The following is a 17150-nucleotide window of genomic DNA, read 5'->3' as shown; positions in this document are numbered from 1 at the left end:
AGTCTTGGCAATGAAACAGTAAAGCATTGACAAAGACTCGGCTGGAGGCGGAATGGTTCCCGGGCCGGGCCGCACACGGCGGGGCGCGGAGCGCGCGGGACGACCGGGAACGCGCGCGGCCCCGGCGGGGGGCCCGGGAGGGGCCGGCCCGCCGGGGCCGCGCGGTCGAGGACGGTCAGAGCCCGTAGCGCTCGACGATCTCCTCGTGCCGGGCGGGGGCCGCGCCGGCCGCCTTGGCCAGCTCCGCCCAGGCGAGCGGGTGGGCCCAGCCCTCGGTCAGCCGCAGCAGCAGGGCGTCGGCCTCGGCGGCCGAGGCGGTCGGCGGGACGCCGAGGGCCGCGTAGACACCGGGCAGGGTGTCGCCGCCGTCCGCCGGGTCGGTGATCCGGTACTGCTCCCCGCTGTACACCCAGACCGCGTACCCCGCCCCGTGCAGCTCCTCCCGCAGGGCTGACCACGGCTCGTCGCCGGGCCAGCCGCCGTCGATCCAGTAGGTGGTGTACCCGGCCGGGTCGAGCAGGGTGAGCAGCTCGAACACCGGGCGCCAGCGCTGCCGCTCCTCCTCGGGGGCGTCCTCGGCCGGCGGGCGCTCCAGCAGGGCCGGGGCGAAGACCACCACGTCGCCGTGGTTGAGCGTCAGGTCGTCCCCGAGCACGGGCAGGATGCGGGCGGTGGCCGGGCCGGTCCGCAGGGCGGGCAGGTCGGACGTCGCGCCGTTGGTGCGGGTGGCCCGAATGGTGACCAGCTGCCACTCCTCGTCCACCGGGCCTTCGGGCTCGTCGAACTCGATGTCGAGCAGCGCGCCGGTGGAGCGGACCACCGCCCAGTCCCGGTTGGCGGTGGCCGCGGTGATCAGGTGCCACAGGTCCGGCTCCCGGACCGCCCGGTGGCCGTCCTCCTCAGCACTGTCCTCGGTGCTGTCCGCGGCGGAGTCCGCGGCCGGCGCCGCGCGCTCCAGCAGTTCCAGGTACATCCGCTGCGCGGTGGCGTGGTCGCCCAGCTCGGTGGCGGCGTGGGCGGCGAGGCGGCGGGTGTTGATCACCTCGTCGTCCAGCGCCAGGATCGCCCGGCACTGCTCCAGCGCCTCGGCCCAGCGGCCCTCGGCGGCGGCCCAGCGGGCGCGTATCCAGTGTCCGTCGGCCGGGGCGGAGGCGGCCACCCGGTCGGCGAGGCGGCGGATGCCCTCGGCGTCCCGGGCCTCGATCAGCATCTCGCCGAGCGCGCCGGTCAGCTCGCGGTCGGCCGGGTCGTCCTCCAGGTACCGCCACAGCAGGTCGGCCGCGGCGCGGGCGTGGCCGAGGCCGCCCAGCACGGTGGCCAGGAGCACCGCCAGTCCGGTGGCGCCGGCCTGCTCACCCCGGTACCGGTCCAGGGCGACGGAGAGCAGGTCGGCGCCGGTCTCGTAGGGCACCCGGACCTCGGCCAGGTGCGCCGTCAGCTCGCCCGGCGGGACGGGCAGCTCGGGCTCCGGCAGTGCCTCGGCGGCCGCGCGCAGCGCCGCGACCTGCTCCGACACGCCGTCGGTGCGCCGCAGCCGGGTGAGCTTGCGCTCCCCGGTCGCGGCGAGGGTGAGCGCCACCGTACGGGCACCGCGGGCGAGCGCGAGCCGCCCCGCCGCCAGCAGCAGGTCCACGCACGGGCGGTGCGCGCCGACGCCGTCCAGGTAGCCGACCCAGCCGGCCAGGACGGCGCCCAGTTCGGCGTCGTTCTCCCGGGCCCCGGCCGCGACCAGCAGCTCGACCGTCTGCGTCCAGGCGGTGCGCAGGTCGGCGTGCCGTTCGGCCTCGGCCCGCTCGGGCAACAGGGCGAGCGCCTCCTCGGTGCGGCCGAGCGAGGCGAGCGCGCGGGCCCGCAGCAGGGCGCCCCAGCGCTGGTCGCGCTCGTCCAGCCGGCGCCCCTGCGTCTGCTCGGCCCGCTCGGCGGTCGCCAGCAGCTCCAGCACCTCCTCGTGCCGGCCCAGCAGGTGCAGGGTGCCGGCCCGGGCCTGGTGGAAGCGGAGCGAGACCGGCTGGCCGGCCGCCCGCATCCGGTTGGCCGCGGAGTCCAGGTGGTCCAGCGCCTCGGCCGCCCGGCCGTCGTCCTCCAGGGCGTCGGAGTACTCGCGGGACAGGCAGTCGTAGCAGGCCCGGTCGGGCTCGATCCGGTCCAGCGTCTCGCCGACCACGGCGAGCCGCTCGGCCACGTACCCCGGCCCGTCGACCCGGGCGTGGCAGATCGCGAAGTCCTGCACCACGCAGACGGACTGCGGGCAGTTCGCCGTCTCCTCCCGGTGCGCGAAGTCCAGCAGGTCGACCGCCTCGGGCAGCACCGCCTCGCCCTGCTGGCGCTTGTTCAGCAGGTTCTGCATCCGCCAGTGCCGCAGGTAGACCTCGACCCAGGGCAGGCCGAGCGCCCGGGCGGCGGCCACGGCCTCCGGGTAGAGCGCGTCGAGCTGCTCGTTCCGCCCCTCGGTGGCGTGCTCGGGCAGCTCGACGATGGCGTCGGCCAGCCGGTGGTGGCCGGCCTCGGCCAGCTGCCGGTGGGTGTCGCGCACCCAGGCCCAGATGTCGGTGGTCATGCCTGCTCCCCCTGCGTCGTGCTGATGAGGTGTCTACCGCACCCCACTGACAATCCGTCCGTCACCGCTCCTCCGAGAGCGCGCCGGGGCTGTCCGGGACCTCCGGCAGACCGGCCGGGACGGCGGCGGTCAGGGCGGAGACCGCGGTGCCGATGCCGGCCAGCGCGGCGGTGAGGTCGCCCTCGGACGGTCCGGACGAGGCCGCGGCCATGATCACCTTGATCGAGCGGAGCAGCCCGGCGGCGGTCGCGCTGCCGGTGTGCCCGCCGCGGTAGGCGGCCAGCAGGTCCTGGACCGCCGGGCTGGCCAGGTTGAGGTAGAGCCGGGCCCGGACCTCGCCGTCGGTGCGGGCGGTGAAGGCGCGGGCCAGCCGCAGGGCGGCCGAGGGTATCCGGGCGTCCGCCCGGTCGTCCTCGATCCGGGCCTTCAGCTCGGCCTCGCGGTCCGGCACCAGCACCAGCGGCAGGCCGGGCGGGTCGAAGCGGGCCGGGACGAGCTGCTCGCCCGGGTCGGCGAGGGCGCCGGCCAGCCAGGCCGACTCGTGCTCCGGCAGCGGGCGCTCCGGGTCGCGGAACAGCTCGCGGTCGCCCTGCTCGCTGCCCAGCTCGACCACCCGGCAGCCGCGCAGCTGGGCGTAGCGGCGCAGGAACGGCAGGACGGCGTAGCGGTCGCCGCGGGCGATCGGCACCCGCATCGCCCGGTACAGCATCTCCTCGAAGCCGCCGCCGCTGCCGAGCGCGACGTGCACCGCGCCGCCTCCCGCCGCGCGCAGCGCGCCGGCCGTGAGGTCGCCCTGCGAGGTGGGCACCGGGACGTCGTCGGCGAGCAGGGTGAACAGCCGGTCGTCGCAGAGCGCGGCACCGAGCAGGTCGTTGCCGTGCCGGGCGAGGATGCGGCGCCACGCGGCGGGCCGCAGCCGGGCGGTCTCGTAGAGGCCGTCCACGATGGCGTCGGCGAGGGCCTTGCGCAGCGCGTGGTAGTGCTCGTCGCGCTGGAGGTCCTCGCGGCTGGCGGTGGGGGTGAGCCGGTTGGACTCGACCACGCCGCCGATGAACCCGGCCCAGCGGGGCAGCAGGTCGCGGGCGTCCTCGGCGAGCAGCATGCCGCGCAGGTAGACGGCGAGGTCGCGGTTGTCGCTGCTGCCGTAGGTGCCGCCGTCCTGGACCCAGAGCAGGCCGACCGCGTCGGTGACGTCCTCGACCGGGTGGACCGGGAAGGCGGTGAGCGGCTCGAAGCGGCGGCCGAAGGCGGCGGCGAAGCGCATCCGGGCGGCGTACTGGTCGCCGTCGGAGGGGTGGCGCCAGGGCACCTCGACGGAGTTGACCGGCTGCTCGTCGTCCCCGAGGTGGACCGGGACCGGCAGCAGCACGCAGTAGCGGGTGAGCACGTCGCGCAGCACGTCCTCGTCGGCGAGGTGGGCGTGCTCGGCCTTGAGGGTCAGCTCGACCACCGTGCCCGGGCGGGGCCGGGCGGGCACCGGCTCGACCCGGTACTGCTCGCCGCCGCGGCTGCGGTAGCGGTGGCCGAGGTGCGGTTCGCGGTGCGAGGTGGTGGTGACGGTGACCTCGTCGGCGACCGAGAAGGCGGAGAGGAAGCCCAGGCCGAAGGCACCGATCAGCTCCTGGTTGCCGGTCAGTTCGCGCAGCATCCGGGTGTAGCCGGTGCCGACGGTGGCCAGGTAGGAGTGGATCTCGGGTTCGGTGAGGCCGGCGCCGGTGTCCTCGATGGCGACGGTCCGCCGGGCGGCGTCGGCGCGCACCCGGATCAGCGGGCGGTGGTGGCCGTCCGGGTCCTCCAGGAGCCGGCGGGTGTGCGAGTCGTGCGCGTTCTGGACGAGTTCGCGCAGGGCGACCAGCGGGGTGGAGTAGAGGTGGGTGGCGAGGACGTTCACCAGGCCGCCGAGATCGACCTCGGTCGTGCGCAGCTCCTCGGCGGGGGTGGGCTCGGGCGGGGCACCATCAGACATGGGTCCCCAGTGTGCCAGTGCGACTATCTGGCGACCATTTCTTTCTTCTTCGGCACCGTCCTGACGGAATGACGGAATACCGTCAACTCCGAATTGACCGATCCTCCCCCATCGGGGGAATTGCCACCCGTTCGGTGGAGTTCGTCCACCGCACTGGTGAAACCGCTAGAGCGCCCCTCCCCCGGACGTCCCCAGCACCGCCCGGCCGAGCCGCAGCAGGCAGTCCCCGAGGTCCGGCCTGGTGCTGTGGGGACGGTTCCGCACCCCGTCGTTGACCAGCGCGAACAGCGCGTGCACCCGGATCCGGGCGGCCGCCGGGTCGAGCCCGGGGTGCACCTGCCGCAGCAGGCCGACCCAGGTGCGCAGGAAGTCCCGCCGGAAGTCCACCGCGGCCCGGCGGTCCGGCGGGGCCAGCCGCTCCGTCTCGCTCAGCATGGCGCCCAGGTAGTCCCCGTTGCGCAGCGCGAAGCCGACGTACGCGCCCAGCCCGGCCTCCAGCGCCTCCCCCGGCCCGGCGGCGGCCGTGATCGCGCCGTCCACCTCGTGCCAGAGCCGCTCGCGGCTGCGCACCAGTGAGGCGGCGAGCAGCTCGGCCTTGCTGTCGAAGTGCCGGTACACGCTGGGGCCGGATATGCCGACGGCGGCGCCGAGTTGGTCGGTGCTGACGTTGTCGAAGCCGCGCTGGTGGAACAGCCGGACGGCCGCCGCGAGCAGCTCCTCCCGGCGCGCCCGCGGCCTGGGCTCCGGCACCGGCCCCGAGGCGGTCTCCGGCGCCACCGGCACTGCCCCGGAGGCGGACTCCGGGGCCGCCGGCACCGGCCCGGCGCAGGGCCCCGCGTCCGTCCCGTCCAGGGGGACCGCCAGGACGGCGGCGACCATCCCGCGCAGCAGCGCCTCGGCCCGTCGGGGCTGCGGCACCGCCGACTGGTAGGACAGCCCGGCGCAGGCCGAGAGCGCCGACCAGCAGAGCAACTCGGCGTCCCCGGCGGCGAGTTCCGGCCGTTCCACGCGCAGCACCGCGACCATCAGGGCGACGTCGGCGCGCAGTTCACGGCGCAGCGCCGCCCGCCGGGCCGGCGGCAGCAGCCGGGCGTCGCGCTGCACCAGGGTGCCGAGCGGGCGGTGGCCGACGGCGACGGCGGCCAGCGCGGCGCCGAGGTCGGCGGTGGTGCGGGCCGGGCGCAGGCCTTCGGCGAGTGCGTCCAGGCCCAAGCGGACGGCCCGGTCCAGCAGTTCGGGCTTGCCGCGGAAGTGCCGGTAGAGCGCGGGCGCGGTGATGCCGACGCCGGCGGCGACCTCGGTCATCGAGACCTGGTGGTAGCCGCTGCGGTGGAAGCGGTCGGCGGCCACGGCCAGGATCTGGGCGCGCCGCCCGGGCGGCCGTCGGACGACCATGGCGAGCCTCCCTCCCCTTCGGCCGGGCACCGGCCCGGCACTGGTCCCGCACCGGCCCGGCACCACGCCGGCCTCCGGAACGGCGCCGGCCTCTGGAACTGAACCGTGACCGGCGTCGACGGAAGGCTAGCAAGGATTCACTTCGCACCCCCGCAGACCGTGCTCCCCACCGGCTTTCCGTGCCCGGCCGAGTCTGGACAGCCGAAGCTACCCCGGATTAACTTGTGGAGCCACCACCAGGCAGGTTCCGCCCCGGCCGGCAGCCCCGGCCGGCGCCGTCGAAGGGAGCACCGCCGTGCGCCGCACCGTGTTCAACGAGGACCACGAGGCCTTCCGGGAGACCATCCGGGACTTCATCGCCAACGAGGTCGTCCCGGTCTACGAGAGCTGGGAGGCCGACGGTCACCCGCCGCGCGACTTCTACCGGCAGCTCGGCGAACTCGGCGTCTACGGCATCGAGGTGCCTGAGGAGTACGGCGGCGCGGGCGAGAGCGGCTTCAAGTACCAGGCGGTGATCGCCGAGGAGACCGCCCGGGCGGGCGTGAGCTTCGGCTCCTCCGGCGTGCACACCGGCCTGGTGCTGCCGTACCTGCTGGAGTACGCGAACGAGGAGCAGAAGCGGCGCTGGCTCCCCGGTTTCGTCTCCGGCGACATCATGACCGCGATCGCGATGACCGAGCCGGGCGCCGGCTCCGACCTCGCGGGCATCTCCACCACCGCGCGGCTCTCCGAGGACGGCACCCACTACGTCCTGAACGGCGCCAAGACCTTCATCACCGGCGGCGTGCTGGCCGATCTCGTCCTGGTGGTCTGCCGCACCGCCCCGTACGACCCGGAGAACCGTCGGGCCGGGCTGTCCATCCTCTGCGTGGACACCGCCTCCGCGGGCTACACCGTCGGCCGCAAGCTCCAGAAGATCGGCCTGCGCACCTCGGACACCGCCGAGCTGGCGTTCAGCGACGTCCGGGTGCCGGTGGAGAACCTGCTCGGCGAGGAGGGCAGGGCCTTCTCCTACCTGACCCACAACCTGGTGCAGGAGCGGCTGGCGATCGCCGTCGGCGCGTACGCGGCGGCCGCGGCGGCGGTGCGGTTCGCGGTCCAGTACGTCAAGGACCGCAAGGTGTTCGGCAAGGCGGTGGCCGAGTTCCAGAACACCAAGTTCACCCTGGCCGACTGCGAGTCCCAGGTGGTGGCGCAGCAGTCGATGGTGGACCGGGCACTGGAGCTGTACCAGCAGGGCGAGCTGACCGTCGCGGACGCGGCCGCGGCGAAGCTGTTCTGCACCGAGTCGGCCTCCACGGTGATCGACAAGTGCCTCCAGTTGCACGGCGGTTACGGCTACATCCTGGAGTACCCGATCGCCCGGCTCTACACCGACAACCGGGTGTTCCGGATCTACGGCGGCACCAGCGAGGTCATGCGCAGCATCATCGCCAAGTCGCTGGGCCTGTAGGGCCGTTCGGGTCCGACGGCACGGCGGGCCGCCCTTCCGCGGCGGCCCGCCCCGCTGTTCGCCGGCCCGGCGGGCGGGCTAGTTCGGTGAGCTGTGCTCGGCGCGCCAGGCCTCCCAGCCCGCGTTGGACGCCACCTTCGCCTCCCGCAGGGCCCGCTGGGCGAGCGCGGTCGGCGGGGTGTCCAGACCGCGCACCCAGCTGCGGCCGGCCGCGATCAGCGCCGCGCACACCACCACTGTCCCGGTCGCGCTGAGCAGCGTGCCGATCGCGGTGAGCGCCACGCCGCCGGTCAGCAGCGGGCGGTTGACCTGGAACCCGGAAATGACTCTGTCGTTGGTCGCCATGCCTCCACGATGCGGGCAGTCGGCGGAGCCTGCACCTCGGACCGCCCGGCCGCGTTACCTCCGGGTGCGGGGCGCGCGGGCGTCCGCGACCCTGGGCTCACGGAGTGCGCCCGGAGCCAGGAGGAGGCACGGTGCCCGATCTCGAACAGCTCGCCGTGGAGCACGCCGCCCGGGCGGCGGAGAGCCCGCACGGGCGCAGCGCCCACTTGGTCCTGCACGACGGGATCCTGCGGCAGACCGTGATCGCGCTGACCGCGGGCACCACGCTGGACGAGCACAACCCGCCCACCGCGGGCAGCGTCCAGGTGCTGCGCGGCCGGGTGTCACTGACCATCGCCGGCCGGCGGCTGGAACTGCCGGCCGGGCACCTGGAGCCCGTCCCGCAGGAGCGGCACGGGCTGCTGGCGCACGTCGACTCGGTGGTGCTGCTGACCGCCGTCACCGCGTAGCGGGAGAGGACTCCGTAACGACTGAGGGCTCCGTAGCGGGCGAGGGCTCCGTAGCGGGCGAGGGCTCCACGGGGGCGAACACGCTGTCGCTGACCAGCCGCAGTCCGCGCAGGAAGTCCTGCCCGCCGGGCGCGAGCTCGGGCGCGGCCAGCCACTGGGCGCAGTAGCCGGCCAGCAGGGTCTGGTAGAAGGATCCGCGGGCGACCTCCTCCGCGGTGTCCGGCACCTCGGGCAGCCCCTGGAACACCGCGGCCAGTCCGAGCCGGCCCTCCTTCTGCGCCGCCGCGAAGGCGTCCGCCAGGTCGGGGGCGTGCCCCGCCTGGGCGAGCGCCTCGAACTGGGCCGCCCAGAGCCCGCGGTGCTCGACGAAGACGTCCCGCAGGCCGTCCCAGACGGCCGCGAAGCGCACCTCCGGGTCGTCCGACACCTGGTTGGCGGCGATCACCACCGCGCCCAGGGCCTCCCCCATCTCCCCGATCGCCTCGATCATCGCCGCGTTGAGCAGCGCGTCCTTCGAGCCGAAGTGGTAGCCGATCGCGGCCAGGCTGACGCCGGAGGCGGTCGCGATGTCGCGGGCGGTGGTGCGGCCGTAGCCCTTCTCGTACAGGCAGCGCTTGGCGCCGCCCATCAGGTCTTCGCGGTTTCCCATGCCCCGATCCTACGGAAGCCATGGACGAATGTCTCGCACATTCGTCTTACTCGCTCGTCCGTCTTGTACATACGTACTAGACAAGCGTCTGAGTCATCCGTACCGTCTTCCCCATGACCGCAACCACCGGCCGCGCAGGCCGTCGCGAATGGATCGGCCTGGCCGTCCTCCTGCTCCCGACCCTCGTCCTCACCATGGACATGGGCGTGCTCTTCTTCGCCGTCCCGTACATCTCCACCACGCTGGCGCCGAGCGGCACCCAGCAGCTGTGGATCATGGACATGTACTCGTTCCTGCTGGCCGGACTGCTCATCACGATGGGCGCGCTGGGCGACCGGATCGGCCGCCGCCGACTGCTGATGATCGGCGCCGCCGGCTTCGCGGGCGCCTCGCTGCTGGCCACCTGGTCGCACGACGCCGACCAGCTGATCGCGGCGCGTGCGCTGCTCGGCGCCGCCGGGGCCACCGTGATGCCCTCGACCCTCGCGCTGATCCGCAACATGTTCCACGACCCCAAGCAGCGGCAGATCGCGCTCGGCGCCTGGGGCGGCATCCTCACCGCCGGGGCCACCCTCGGCCCGGTCGCCGGCGGGCTCCTGCTGGAGCACTTCTGGTGGGGCTCGGCCTTCCTGCTCGCCGTCCCGGTGATGGCCCTGGTGCTGCTGGCCGCGCCCGTCCTGCTCCCCGAGTACCGCTCCACCGGCCGCACCGGCCGCTTCGACCTGCTCGGCGCCGTGCTGTCGCTGGCCGCGATCCTGCCGCTGGTCTACGGAGTCAAGACGATCGCCGTCGAGGGCTGGAGCCTGCTGCCCGGACTGGCCGTCGCCGCCGGACTGCTGCTGGCCGGCGCCTTCGTGCGGCGCCAGCGCACCGCCGCGAACCCGCTGCTCGACCTGAGCCTGTTCCGGATCCGCACCTTCAGCGGCGCGATCAGCGTCAACAGCATCGCGATGTTCGCGATGATGGGCTTCTCCCTCTTCACCTCGCAGTACCTCCAGCTGGTCAAGGGCATGAGCCCGCTGACCGCCTCGCTCTGGTCGCTGGTGCCGAGCCTGGGCGTCGGCGCCGCGGTCGGGACCAGCTCGGCGCTGGCCGGGAAGGTCCGCCCGGCGGTACTGATGGGCGGCGGCTTCCTGGTCGGCTCGGCGGGCTTCGCGATGATGACCCTGGTCGGCCCGCACTCCCCGCTGGCGCTCATCCTCACCGCGGCCGGCGTGCTGGCCGCCGGGACGGTCGGCACCATGACGATGACCGCCGAGATGGTCGTCTCCGCCGCCCCGGTCGAGCAGGCCGGCGCCGCCTCCGCCACCTCCGAGACCGCCGTCGAGCTCGGCAGCTCGCTCGGCATCGCCCTGCTCGGCGCGGCCGGCGCCGCGGTCTACCGCCACCGGCTGGACGGCGCCCTCCCGGCCGGCGTCGACGGCGAGGCCGCCCGGACCGCCCAGGACACCCTCGGCGGAGCGGTCACCGTCGCCGCCCACCTGCCCGGCCGGCTCGGCGCCGACCTGCTGGAGACCACCCGCGCCGCCTTCACCGACGGCCTGCACGTCGCGGCCGTGGTCGGCCTGGTCTTCGCCCTGGGTGCCGCCGTCCTGGCCTACCGCCTGATGCGCCACCTCCCGGCCGCCGCCCCCGCCGCCGCCCCGGAACCCGCTCCGGAGCCCGCCGCCGCCTGACCCGTCCGACCCGTCCGGCCCGTCCGGCCCGATCCACGCGAGTCATCGAGAGCCCCCGCCCATCCCGGGCGGGGGCTCTCCGCCGTCCAGGGAGCCGCTGCCCCGGGAGCTGTCCCGGGAGTCGCCCCCCGCCCCCGCGCAGCGGTCCCGCCGAACGCCCGCGCGGCCCCGCGCCGCGCCTCCACCCGGGGGTGGACCGCGCCGGGTCCACCCCCGGGTGCGTGTACCGGCCGCCCGCCGGGAGGACCGTGGAAGCACACCTCGGATCCGACCGCCGGGAGCCCCTCATGTCCCTGCCCGCCCTCCTCTCCCTCCTCGGCGTCCTCTGCTGGGTCGCCTACGAGCTGCTGCTGCGCCGACGCGAGGACACCGCCGCCGGCACCTGGCACGCCGACCGCCGCGACCGCGGGTCCACCCGGCTGCTGCTCGGCTGCTACGCCCTGTCGGTCCTGGTCGTGGTGCTGTTCGACCGCGCCGGGATCGGCGAACTGCCCTCCTGGGCCGCCTGGTTCGGGGTGGCCCTGGTGGTCGCCGGGCTGGCGCTGCGGGCCTGGGGCATGCGCACCCTGGGCCGCTACTACACGCGCACCCTGCGCACCGTGGACACCCAGTGCCTGGTCCGCACCGGCCCGTACCGGCTGATCCGGCACCCCGGGTATGCCGGCAGCCTGCTGGTCTGGGTCGGCTACGCGGTCGGCACCGGCAGCTGGGCGGCCGCCCTGGTGGTCGCGGCCCTGCTGCTCGCCGCGTACGGCTGGCGGATCTCCGCCGAGGAGCGGCTGCTGCTGGACGCCTTCGGGAGCGAGTACGCGCAGTACCGCCGGGTGACGAAGCGCATGGTGCCGTTCGTCCACTGAAGGCCCCGACGCGGTCGGCCGGGTGTGAACTTCGGCACCCGCGTCCGGCCGGGCCGGTGCCGCCGCGCTCGCGATCCGCTCGAACGGCACCTGGTTTTTGGCCAGCGTTTCCCGGCTGGTGTATCCGTTCGCCGTCAGGTACAGGCATACTGGCCAGCACGGGCGCTAGCGCCCGCCATGACTCCTGACAAGAAGGGACCGGTGGCCAGGGATGCTGCGGAACGGTCTTGAGCCCTGGCACATTCTCGTGGTGCTGGCGGTCGTAATCCTGCTGTTCGGATCGAAGAAGCTGCCCGAGATGGCCCGTGGCCTGGGCAAGTCCATGCGCATCCTGAAGGCCGAGACGAAGGCCATGCGCGAGGACGACACCCCGGCGGACGCCGCGGCCGGCACCGCGCAGAGCACCGCCGCTCCTCAGCAGGGCGCCACCGCTCCCCAGCAGAGCGCCGACCGCCCGGCCGTCACGCCGACCAACGTGACCAAGGCGACCGAGACCAAGCGGCCCGAGACGACCGCCTGAGTCCGCCCCCTTCCTCCGGAAAGCCCCTGGTGAACCACCAGGGGCTTTCCGCGTTCCGGGGCCGTCCTGAGCCGTTCCGGGGCCGACCCGAGCCGTTCCGGGCCCGCTCCGGCCACCGCCCTTCCCGACTGGCCGTCCGATCTGATCCGTTGTCTCCTGGTACGCACCCACCGGAGGAACGGAGCGCCCGGCATGCCGACCGACCGACCCGGCGCCGGGCCCGAGGGCGGGCCCGGTGACGAACTGGCCGAGCTGCGGGCCCGGCTGAGCGCCGTCGAGGCCCAGGAGGCACGGCTCGCCGAACAGTTGGCCGCCGGGCCGGCCGCGCCCCCGGCGGACCGCCCACCGCCCCGGCACCGGGTGCGCTCCTTCCTCGCCGCCCTCCTGATCGTGCTGGCCTGCGCGCTCACCCCGCTCGGCGCCCTCGCGCTCTGGGCACGGTCCGAGATCAGCGACACCGACCGCTACCTCGCGACGATGGCCCCGCTGGCCGAGGACCCCAGGATCAAGGCGGCCGTCACCGACCGGGTGACCGCCGAGATCATGAAGAAGCTCCCGCTCGACTCGCTGCTCGACGGCCTCGCCCCGGACGACCGGCCCAAGCTCGGCGCCCTGCTGGGCGGCATCGGCCAAGCCCTGGACGACGGACTCGGCAGCCTCGTCCACGCCCAGGTCGAACGGCTCGTGAACAGCGACGCCTTCGTCACCCTCTGGACGGACGTCAACCGGGACGCCCACGCCGCGGTCGAGAAGATGGTGACCGGGCAGGGCGGCGGCGCCGTCGAGGTGCACGACGACACCGTGGTGCTCGACCTCGCCCCGGTGATCGCCCGGGTGAAGTCCGCGCTGGTGGACCAGGGGCTCCCGCTGGCCTCCCGGATCCCGGAGATCCACACCTCCTACCCGCTGGTGCGGTCCGACGCCCTCCCCGAGGTCCGCACCACCCTGCGGGTCCTGGACCTGGCCGGCTTCTGGGTGCCGGTGCTGGCCGGGGCCTGCGCGCTCGGCGGTGTGCTGCTCGCGACCCGGCGCCGCCGGGCGGTGGTGGCGACGGCCCTCGGCATGGCGGGCGGGGCGCTGCTGCTGGGCATCGGGCTGAGCGCGTTCCGGGCCGTCTACCTGGACCGGCTCCCGGCCGATGTCGACCAGGCGGCCGCCCGGGCGGTGTACGACACCCTGGTACGGTACCTGCGCTCGGCCGTCCGGGTGGTGGTCACCCTCGGCCTGCTCGTCGCCCTCGGCGCCTGGGTGATCGGCCCCGGACGGTGGGCGCGCACCGTCCGGGGCGGCTGGCGCGCCGGGCTGGGCGCGGTACGGCGGGTGGCCGCACGGGCCGGACTGCGGCTCGGGCCGGTCGGCCGGTTCGTCCACCGCTGGAAGGCCCCGCTGGGCTGGCTGGCGGTCGCCCTCACGGCGCTGGCCTTCGTGCTGTGGAGCCACCCGACGGTGCTGGTGACGCTCTGCCTGGCGCTCGGGCTGCTCGCCGTCCTGGCGGTGCTGGAGCTGCTGGACGCGCCGGGGCAGGACCGGGCGGGGCAGCCCGGGGAAGGAGCCGGGGCCTCGGCCTGAGGGGCGGCCACCCGGGGCGCGGGGCCTGCCGGGGCCTGCGGGGCCTTCCGGCGTCGGCGGCGCGGGGGCTCGCCCGATCGGACCAGGCGGGCGAGCGGACGGGCCCGGGCCCGGGGAGGCTGGGCGGGATGTCCGAGAACCCTCCACCCCCTGCCGACCTGCGGGCCTGGCTCTGGCTGCTGATCGCGTCGACGCTGCTGATGGTCGGGTACTTCACGCTGCCCCTGGAGTGGCTCGGCGAGCGCCGGCCGGTGCTGAGCTGGCTGGTGTTCGCGGGGGCGCTGGTCGGGCTGACCTGGCTGATGCTGGCCAAGATCGTCGGGGTGATGCGGGGAACGGCCAAGCGGCCGGTGGTCTGGCTGGCCTTCCTCATCTTCCTGGCGCTGACCATCTTCGCGGGGACGTACTACGTGATGGGCGCGCACAAGTCGGAGTTCGCCGGGCTGGAGACCCGGCTGGACGCGCTGTACTTCACCGTGGTGACGATGGCGACGGTCGGGTACGGGGACATCACCCCGGCCGGGCAGACGGCGCGCCTCGTGGTGGTGCTGCAGATCGGGTACAACTTCGTGTTCCTCGCGGCGGCGGCCGGAACGGCGTCCCGGGCGGTCCGGGGGAACGTGGAGCGACGGATCCGACGGCAGGACTGAGGCCGGCGCGGACGGCAGCGGGCGTCCGCCCGGCACCCCTGTGCCCACCCCGTCGGCACCCCTGCACCCACCCCACCGAAATGCCTTTCCGACAATCCGTCAAAATTCTTTAGTTCTTTGGTAGTTGGCTCCACACCGGCCGCCCCGCCGAGGGCAGCGGGTCGAGCGCCGGCACCCGGCCGGCACCACGCTCCGGCCAACCGGGCTGCCCGGATCCGCGAGAACGCCGTACCCGTAAAGTGACCTCACAAAATTCTCATGTTTTCGCTCGGCCGGACGACGCGTTCCGCGGCGGCCAGGGAGACGAAGAAGTCCGGGAGGGTCCGTGGAAGGTCATGAGGTACGCAAGCTCGCCGAGCTCGAAGACCGGCACTGGTGGTACAAGGAGCGGCGGATACTGCTGGGCCGGGAGCTCGCCAAGTTCAGCAAGGCGGGCACCGCGCTGGACATCGGGGCCGCGGGCGGTGGCAACACCCGGGTGCTGAGGGCGAACGGCTGGAAGCCGATCGCGATCGAGTACGGGGAGGAGGGCGCCCAGGTGGCCCGCGACCGCGGGCTCACCGTGATGCGGGCCGACGCCCGCAGGCTCCCGGTCGCCGACGGCGCGATCGACCTGGTGGTCGCCTTCGACGTGCTGGAGCACATCGAGGAGGACGACGCGGCGATGGCCGAGATCCACCGGGTGCTGCGCCCCGGCGGGGTGGCACTCATCGCGGTGCCGAGCGACATGAGGCTCTGGTCGGCGCACGACGTCGCGGTCGGCCACGTCCGCCGCTACACCCGCGACACCCTGCGCGAGGTGATCGTCGGCAGCGGCTTCACCATGGAGACCCTGGACAGCTGGAACGTCCTGCTCCGCCCGGCCGCCGCCTGGCGCCGGAAGAAGAGCACCGGCAGCGACCTGGACGACGTTCCGGCCTTCATCAACACCGCGCTCAGCACGGTGATCGCCGCCGAGCGCTACCTGCCCGTCCAGGGCCTGCCGGGCGTCTCCCTGCTGACCCGGGCCCGCAAGCCCGTCACCGCCGCCCGGTAGGCGCCCCCGGGGGTTTCCGCCGGCCGGTTCGCGGGGCCTCCGTCGCACGGGAAGTCGGCCGGGCCGACTTCCCGTGCCCTCGCCCCTCGGCTGCCGGGGCCGCCGCGGTCGGTGCGGTCGGCGTGGTCGGCGTGATCGGCCCACAGCACTGTCCACAGGCTGTGGACAGTGCTGTGCACTCACGATGGAACCCTCACCCGCGGCGAAGGACACGAGTCCGCCTCCGCGAAGCCGGCAGCTGACGGCCGGAGCCGGTAGCCGGTGGCAGGCGGCCGGGCCCGTCAGTCGTCCTGGAGATCGACGGCGGTGTGCAGGGTGGCGAACAGGGCCGAGAGGCGGGCGTTCCAGTTGGCGTACGTCGGGACGTCGATGGCGTGCTTCTTGCCCATGTCCTTGACCACCTTCTGGGCGTCCTTGAGCTCCTGCGCGGCGTCGTCCGGGTTGCCCTCGTTGAGGCGCGCGGCGGTGGTGTCGAGGATCCTCAACAGGTCGGTCTGTTTGTCCCGCTCCCTGCCGACCTGGGCCTGGGCGACGGCCTGGCGGAAGGCCTGGATCTGCAGCGCTGCGGGCTGGTTGCGCGGGACGGCCTGAGTGGGGGCCGGGGGCGCGGACGGCGCCGCCGAGCTGCTGGTGGGCGCCGCCGAGGCCGCGGAGGCCTTCGGGGTGGGCGTCGCGACCGGGGCGGTGGACGGGGCGGTGGCCGCGGCGGGCTTGGCGGCGGCCGCGTTGCCGGCCGGCTCGTCGAAGGCGGTGAGGGCGAGCGCGGTGACGCCGGCCAGGCCCACCACGCCCAACGCCCCGAACACCAGCGGCTTCCGCCTGCTGCGGGCAGCCGTGTTCCCGGGCGCGGGCCCGGGCCTCGGGACCGGGACGTAGGCGGGAGCCGCCGGGGCGGGGATCGGCGCCATCACCGAGGTGGCGGCCGGCGGCTGGGGCGGCAGCACGGTGGTGTGCTGCTGGTTCGGCGCCGGGAAGTGGGGCACCGGCGGCAGCAGCTGGGTGGCGGCCCCGCCCGCGTTCGCGAGCAGCTCCGCCGTCGGGTCGGCGACCATCAGCCCCGGTACGGTGCCGAGGAGTTCGGCCCGCGCGGTGGCCGCGTCGGCCGGGCGGTCGGCCGGGTTCTTGGCCAGCAGCCGCAGCACCGCCGCGTCCAGCGCGGGCGGCAGGCCCTGGCGGCGAACGGACGGCGGCAGCGGCTGCTCGCTGACGTGCTTGAAGGCGATCGCCACCGGGGTCTCGGCGGTGAACGGGGTCGCGCCGGTGAGCATCTCGGTCAGCACGCAGCCGACCGCGTACAGGTCCGTCCGCCCGTCCAGTTCCGAGGCGGTGGCCTGTTCGGGCGAGAGGTAGGCGGCCGTGCCGAGCACGCTCGCGGTCTGGGTCAGGTTGCTGGAGGACCCGGCCCTGGCGATGCCGAAGTCGACGACCTTCACCCCGCCGTCATCGGTGATCATGATGTTCCCGGGCTTGATGTCCCGGTGCACCAGCCCGGCCGCGTGCGCGACCGACAGCGCCTCGCAGACCGCCGCCGCGATGCCCACGGCGCGCTCCACCGGCAACGCCTGCTGCTCCGCCAGCAGGGCGGCCAGCGAACGACCGCTGACCAGCTCCATGACGATGAACGGGGTGCCCTGGTCCACGCCCGAGTCGAAGACCATGACGATCCTCGGGTGCGCCAGCATGGCCGCGTGCTGCGCCTCGCGGCTGAAGCGCTCGGCGAAGCGGGGGTCGTCGGCGAGTCCGCCGTTGAGGACCTTGACGGCCACCTGACGGCCCAGCACCCGGTCCGTCCCGCGCCAGACGGTGGCCATCCCGCCGACGCCGAGCAAGTCGACGAGTTCGTAACGCCCGTTCAGCGCCCGTCCGATCACCTGGAGCTCCCCTCACGTGCCCTGCCCGGGGTCCCGGGCCGCCTCGTGCACCTGTGCACGATAGCCGCCCCGCCGAACGCGCCGACCAGGGGCGGAGGGTGGCGGTCGGGGGACCGGGCAGCGGTCCCCCGGCCGCCGGCACGGGGGTGCGGCCCGC

The 17150-nt window shown here is 74.6% G+C and carries 14 protein-coding genes; 8 read left to right on the top strand and 6 right to left on the bottom strand.

Annotated elements, in window-relative coordinates; translation table 11 throughout:
• Nucleotides 1-175: 175 nt before the first annotated feature.
• The 3 genes from ACFVUY_RS02785 to ACFVUY_RS02775 all read right to left on the bottom strand — a co-directional run bounded on the left by ACFVUY_RS02785 (nt 176) and on the right by ACFVUY_RS02775 (nt 5918).
• On the bottom strand, nt 176-2557 hold the full coding sequence (locus ACFVUY_RS02785; RefSeq protein WP_387726907.1) for a hypothetical protein: 2382 nt from the start codon (nt 2555-2557) through the stop codon (nt 176-178).
• 61 nt (nt 2558-2618) lie between these two features.
• Entirely contained in the window at nt 2619-4523 is a 1905-nt protein-coding gene (locus ACFVUY_RS02780; protein WP_387726905.1) for an ATP-binding protein, read from the bottom strand.
• Nucleotides 4524-4688: 165 nt separating this feature from the next.
• Entirely contained in the window at nt 4689-5918 is a 1230-nt protein-coding gene (locus ACFVUY_RS02775) for a TetR family transcriptional regulator (RefSeq protein ID WP_387726903.1), read from the bottom strand.
• Between the two features lie 295 nt (nt 5919-6213).
• On the opposite strand from ACFVUY_RS02775, the gene ACFVUY_RS02770 reads away from it, so the two are divergent.
• Nucleotides 6214-7371 (top strand): acyl-CoA dehydrogenase family protein, encoded by a 1158-nt coding sequence (locus ACFVUY_RS02770; RefSeq protein WP_387689043.1) that lies wholly within the window; start codon nt 6214-6216, stop codon nt 7369-7371.
• A gap of 78 nt (nt 7372-7449) precedes the next feature.
• Here ACFVUY_RS02770 and ACFVUY_RS02765 read toward each other — a convergent pair whose 3' ends face one another.
• Nucleotides 7450-7716, bottom strand: coding sequence for a hypothetical protein (locus tag ACFVUY_RS02765; RefSeq protein WP_359910370.1), 267 nt, complete (start codon nt 7714-7716; stop codon nt 7450-7452).
• A gap of 131 nt (nt 7717-7847) precedes the next feature.
• Here ACFVUY_RS02765 and ACFVUY_RS02760 point away from each other — a divergent pair, with 131 nt between their 5' ends.
• Nucleotides 7848-8165 (top strand): cupin, encoded by a 318-nt coding sequence (locus tag ACFVUY_RS02760; protein ID WP_359825923.1) that lies wholly within the window; start codon nt 7848-7850, stop codon nt 8163-8165.
• On the opposite strand, the gene ACFVUY_RS02755 is transcribed toward ACFVUY_RS02760, so the two are convergent.
• Nucleotides 8155-8814 carry a TetR/AcrR family transcriptional regulator gene (locus tag ACFVUY_RS02755; RefSeq protein ID WP_387726901.1) on the bottom strand — a complete coding sequence of 220 codons (660 nt, stop codon included), beginning with the start codon at nt 8812-8814 and terminating at the stop codon, nt 8155-8157. The two genes, ACFVUY_RS02760 and ACFVUY_RS02755, sit on opposite strands and share 11 nt — an antisense overlap.
• A 113-nt stretch (nt 8815-8927) precedes the next feature.
• Here ACFVUY_RS02755 and ACFVUY_RS02750 point away from each other — a divergent pair, with 113 nt between their 5' ends.
• The 6 genes from ACFVUY_RS02750 to ACFVUY_RS02725 all read left to right on the top strand — a co-directional run bounded on the left by ACFVUY_RS02750 (nt 8928) and on the right by ACFVUY_RS02725 (nt 15122).
• Nucleotides 8928-10490, top strand: a complete 1563-nt coding sequence (locus tag ACFVUY_RS02750) for an MFS transporter (RefSeq protein WP_387726899.1) — start codon at nt 8928-8930, stop codon at nt 10488-10490.
• 287 nt (nt 10491-10777) lie between these two features.
• Complete coding sequence (locus tag ACFVUY_RS02745; protein WP_387689036.1) at nt 10778-11347, top strand: methyltransferase family protein; 570 nt, start codon at nt 10778-10780, stop codon at nt 11345-11347.
• 211 nt (nt 11348-11558) lie between these two features.
• Entirely contained in the window at nt 11559-11867 is a 309-nt protein-coding gene (gene tatA / locus ACFVUY_RS02740; RefSeq protein WP_359910355.1) for a Sec-independent protein translocase subunit TatA, read from the top strand.
• 192 nt (nt 11868-12059) lie between these two features.
• Complete coding sequence (locus ACFVUY_RS02735; protein ID WP_387726897.1) at nt 12060-13436, top strand: hypothetical protein; 1377 nt, start codon at nt 12060-12062, stop codon at nt 13434-13436.
• A gap of 128 nt (nt 13437-13564) precedes the next feature.
• Nucleotides 13565-14086: an ion channel gene (locus ACFVUY_RS02730; protein ID WP_359910349.1), complete on the top strand. Its 522-nt coding sequence runs from the start codon at nt 13565-13567 to the stop codon at nt 14084-14086.
• 325 nt (nt 14087-14411) lie between these two features.
• On the top strand, nt 14412-15122 hold the full coding sequence (locus ACFVUY_RS02725; RefSeq protein ID WP_359910346.1) for a class I SAM-dependent methyltransferase: 711 nt from the start codon (nt 14412-14414) through the stop codon (nt 15120-15122).
• A 281-nt stretch (nt 15123-15403) separates the two neighbouring features.
• Here the strand turns inward: ACFVUY_RS02725 and ACFVUY_RS02720 are convergent, their stop codons facing one another.
• Nucleotides 15404-16993, bottom strand: a complete 1590-nt coding sequence (locus ACFVUY_RS02720) for a protein kinase (RefSeq protein ID WP_387689031.1) — start codon at nt 16991-16993, stop codon at nt 15404-15406.
• Nucleotides 16994-17150: the final 157 nt, after the last annotated feature.

Origin of the sequence: Kitasatospora sp. NPDC058063 (assembly GCF_042885395.1) — a bacterium.
GTDB classification, from domain to species: Bacteria; Actinomycetota; Actinomycetes; order Streptomycetales; family Streptomycetaceae; genus Kitasatospora; species Kitasatospora lactacystinica.
Note: the sequence above shows the minus strand (reverse complement) of the source record. Positions and strands in the feature narration are given on the sequence as shown.